The organism is Paracoccus sp. SSJ, assembly GCF_030234105.1.
GTDB lineage: Bacteria > Pseudomonadota > Alphaproteobacteria > Rhodobacterales > Rhodobacteraceae > Paracoccus > Paracoccus denitrificans.
Map to the genome: position 1 here is coordinate 1 of NZ_JASSPE010000053.1, position 3,152 is coordinate 3,152.

The 3,152-nt window shown below is 64.0% G+C and carries 4 protein-coding genes; all 4 read left to right on the plus strand.

Features of this window, described 5'->3' with window-relative positions; genetic code table 11:
- The first annotated feature begins 60 nt into the window (after window positions 1–60).
- Genes tnpA through QPR87_RS23375 form a run of 4 tightly spaced genes read left to right on the plus strand, consistent with a single transcriptional unit; the run spans window position 61 to window position 3,119 of the window.
- Complete coding sequence (gene tnpA / locus QPR87_RS23360) at window positions 61–462, plus strand: IS66-like element accessory protein TnpA (protein WP_285051546.1); 402 nt, start codon at window positions 61–63, stop codon at window positions 460–462.
- Window positions 459–809: an IS66 family insertion sequence element accessory protein TnpB gene (tnpB, locus tag QPR87_RS23365; protein ID WP_285051547.1), complete on the plus strand. Its 351-nt coding sequence runs from the start codon at window positions 459–461 to the stop codon at window positions 807–809. Before tnpA ends, tnpB begins: the two co-directional genes overlap by 4 nt.
- Window positions 810–867: 58 nt before the next feature.
- A complete protein-coding gene (tnpC, locus tag QPR87_RS23370; RefSeq protein ID WP_285051548.1) occupies window positions 868–2,520 on the plus strand; it encodes an IS66 family transposase in 1,653 nt (550 codons plus the stop codon).
- Window positions 2,517–3,119, plus strand: a complete 603-nt coding sequence (locus QPR87_RS23375; protein WP_285051549.1) for a plasmid pRiA4b ORF-3 family protein — start codon at window positions 2,517–2,519, stop codon at window positions 3,117–3,119. The genes tnpC and QPR87_RS23375 overlap by 4 nt, the downstream gene beginning before the upstream one ends.
- Window positions 3,120–3,152: the final 33 nt, after the last annotated feature.

Consider the following 3,152-nt stretch of genomic DNA (forward strand, 5'->3'; position numbering starts at 1 on the left):
GTAAGCCTGCGGTGAGGGCCGTCTGCTCTGACTTAGCAAATGGTCGTAAGGCATTGCCTTATGGCATGCGCTTCAGTTGTTTCACCAATCGAGATCTTCGCCGCTGATGAGGCTGGCCGTCGTCGGCACTGGTCTGACGAGGACAAGGTCCGGATCGTCGAGGAGAGCCTGCGCGGCTACCGGCAAGGCTCAGCGACGGCCCGCCGGTATGGGATTTCGCGGTCGCTGCTTTCGATCTGGCGGCGCGAGTATCGCCGCGGGATGCTCGGTGCGCCGGAAGCTGGTGGGTTCATGCCGTTGGTGATGGAAGGGTCTCCTCCCGCGTCAACGGAGCAGCCCTCGAGAGAGGCAGACAATGCCCGGATCGAGATCACCCTGACGAATGGTCGGCGGATGACGATCCCCACCGCGCTTACCCCTTCGCATCTGGCGGCGCTGCTTGCAGTGCTGGACCCGCGATGATCGCTTTTCCTGCCGGGGCAAAGGTCTGGATTGCAGGCGGCGTGACGGACATGAGGTGCGGGATGAACAGCCTGGCGTTAAAGGTCCAGCAGGGGCTCGGCCGTGATCCGCACGGTGGTGAGATCTTCTGCTTCCGGGGGCGCAAGGGCGACTTGATCAAGATCCTCTGGCACGATGGCGTCGGCATGTCGCTGTATCTGAAGCGACTGGAGGCGGGGAAGTTCATCTGGCCGGTGAGCCAGAATGGCTCGGCCGTTCCGGTCTCAGCGGCACAGCTCGGTTATCTTCTGGAAGGGATCGACTGGCGCAATCCGCGTTGGACGCAACGACCTGCCTCGGCGGGGTGATAGTCAAAATACCCTTGTTTTATTGGACTATTTCGGGACCGCGTGGTAGGTCTTTGGCATGACGGAGACCGCATCTGAGATCGCTGTTCTGCGCGCCGCACTCGCCGCGGCAGAGGCCCGCGCGTCTGCCGCAGAGGGCGCCTTGGTCGCCACCAAGGGGGAGTTGACCCAGGTTCAGGCGATCGTCTCGGTCTCCGAAGACATGATCCGGCACCTTAGGCTGCAGATCGCCAAACTCCGGCGCGAGCAATACGGCCAGAGCGCCGAACGCCATGCCCGGCTGATCGAACAACTCGAGATGCAACTCGAGGACATCGAGACCGACATTGCTGATGACCGGGCCAAAGCGGAGGCAGCGGGCCCAGGGGCGATGGTCTCGGCGTTCGAACGCCGCCGCCCGGCCCGCAAGCCGTTCCCCGAGCATCTGCCGCGCGAGCGCGTGGTGGTCGAAGCGCCGACCTCCTGCAACTGCTGCGGATCATCGCGCATCATGAAGATGGGCGAGGACGTCACCGAGACACTGGAGGTCATTCCCCGAAAGTGGAAGGTGATCCGGACCATCCGCGAGAAGTTCACCTGCCGGGACTGCGAGAAGATCAGCCAGCCGCCGGCGCCGTTTCATCCGACGCCTCGGGGCTGGGCGGGCCCCAACCTGCTGGCGATGGTGCTGTTCGAGAAGTTCGGCCAGCATCAACCCCTGAACCGGCAGGCGGAACGCTACGCGAAGGAGGGCGTCGAGATCAGCCTGTCCACCCTGGCTGACCAGGTCGGGGCCTGCGCCGTCGCCCTGCAGCCGATCCACGATCTGATCCGCGCCCATGTCCTCGGCGCTGAACGATTGCATGCGGACGACACCACCGTGCCGCTTCTGGCCAAGGGAGGCACCAAGACCGCCCGCCTCTGGACCTATCTTCGCGATGACCGGCCCTTCGGAGGTGGGGCGCCTCCGGCTGTGCTCTACTACTTCTCCACCGACCGCAGGAAAGAACACCCGACCCGGCATCTGACGGGCTGGTCTGGCCTCCTGCAGGCCGACGCTTATGGCGGTTACAACGATCTCTATCGCCATGATCACAAGCCCGCGCCGGTGCGCAGCGCGCTGTGCTGGTCGCATGCCCGGCGCAAGTTCTTCGAACTGGCGGATGTCAAAGCCACGGCTCGCAAGGGCAGATCGGTGGCCGAGGAGATCTCGCCTGTGGCACTGGAAGCCGTCAGACGCTTCGATACCATCTTCGATGTCGAACGCGAGATCAACGGCCTGACCGCCGAGGCCCGCCATGACGCCCGTCAGCGGCTGGTGCGCCCGATGGTTAGCGATCTGCATGACTGGCTGCGATCCGAACGCGCCCGGATGTCGAAGCACAACCCCGTCGCCAAGGCCATCAACTACATGTTCGAAGAAGACGGCCGCTGGGAAGCCTTTACCCGCTTCCTCGATGACGGCCGTATCTGCCTTACGAACAATGCCGCCGAACGAGCTCTCCGCGGCGTTGCACTCGGCCGGAAAGCCTGGCTCTTCGCCGGATCGCCGCGCGGTGGCGAGCGCGCCGCCTTCATGTATTCCCTCATCGTCACCGCCAGGATGAACGACGTCGATCCTCAAGCCTGGCTGGCTGATGTCTTGGCACGACTGGCAGACACGCCTCTGTCCCGCCTGCCAGAATTACTGCCCTGGAACTGGACTCAAGCCCCACAAAGGATGGCCGCATGACCCTGATCGCCCGCCTCCGGATCCTCCTCAACGACGTCGATCCGCAGCCGATGCGCCATATCGAAGTGCCGTTGAAGATCAGGCTCGACCGGCTGCATGAGGTGATCCAGGCGGCGATGGGGTGGACGGACACCCATCTCTACGAATTCCGGGCCGGTGACGCCGGTTGGGGCATGCCCGACCCCGACGGCTTCTACGACGGCCCCATGCCCGCGAAGAAGGCAACGCTGCAAAAAGTGCTCGAGGACACCGGCACCAGGACGATCCACTATGTTTACGACTTCGGTGATGACTGGGACCACAGCATCCGGATCGAGAAGGTCAACGAGGCCGTCCCGGGTGTGACCTATCCGCGGCTTCTGAAAGCCAGCGGAGCCTGCCCGCCCGAGGACGTCGGTGGTGCCCCCGGCTACGAGGAATTCCTCGTAGCCCTCGCCGATCCGGACCACGAGCAGCACGAAGATATGGTCCGCTGGTCAGGTGGATCATTTGATCCCGAAGATGCCTGTAGCGACAGCATCGTCGAACGCTTTGACCGGCTCGCGAAAAGATGGGCTCCCCGGCCCGCCAAACCCAAAGCGCCCAAGGGCGCCCCCTGAGCATCGCTGCCGCGGCCTACGCCGGATGGTTAC

What these genes read in the sequence shown, in the direction of transcription:
- tnpA (WP_285051546.1), top strand. Translation starts at nt 61, where the DNA reads ATGGCATGCGCTTCAGTTGTTTCACCAATCGAGATCTTCGCCGCTGAT.
- tnpB (WP_285051547.1), top strand. Translation starts at nt 459, where the DNA reads ATGATCGCTTTTCCTGCCGGGGCAAAGGTCTGGATTGCAGGCGGCGTG.
- tnpC (WP_285051548.1), top strand. Translation starts at nt 868, where the DNA reads ATGACGGAGACCGCATCTGAGATCGCTGTTCTGCGCGCCGCACTCGCC.
- QPR87_RS23375 (WP_285051549.1), top strand. Translation starts at nt 2,517, where the DNA reads ATGACCCTGATCGCCCGCCTCCGGATCCTCCTCAACGACGTCGATCCG.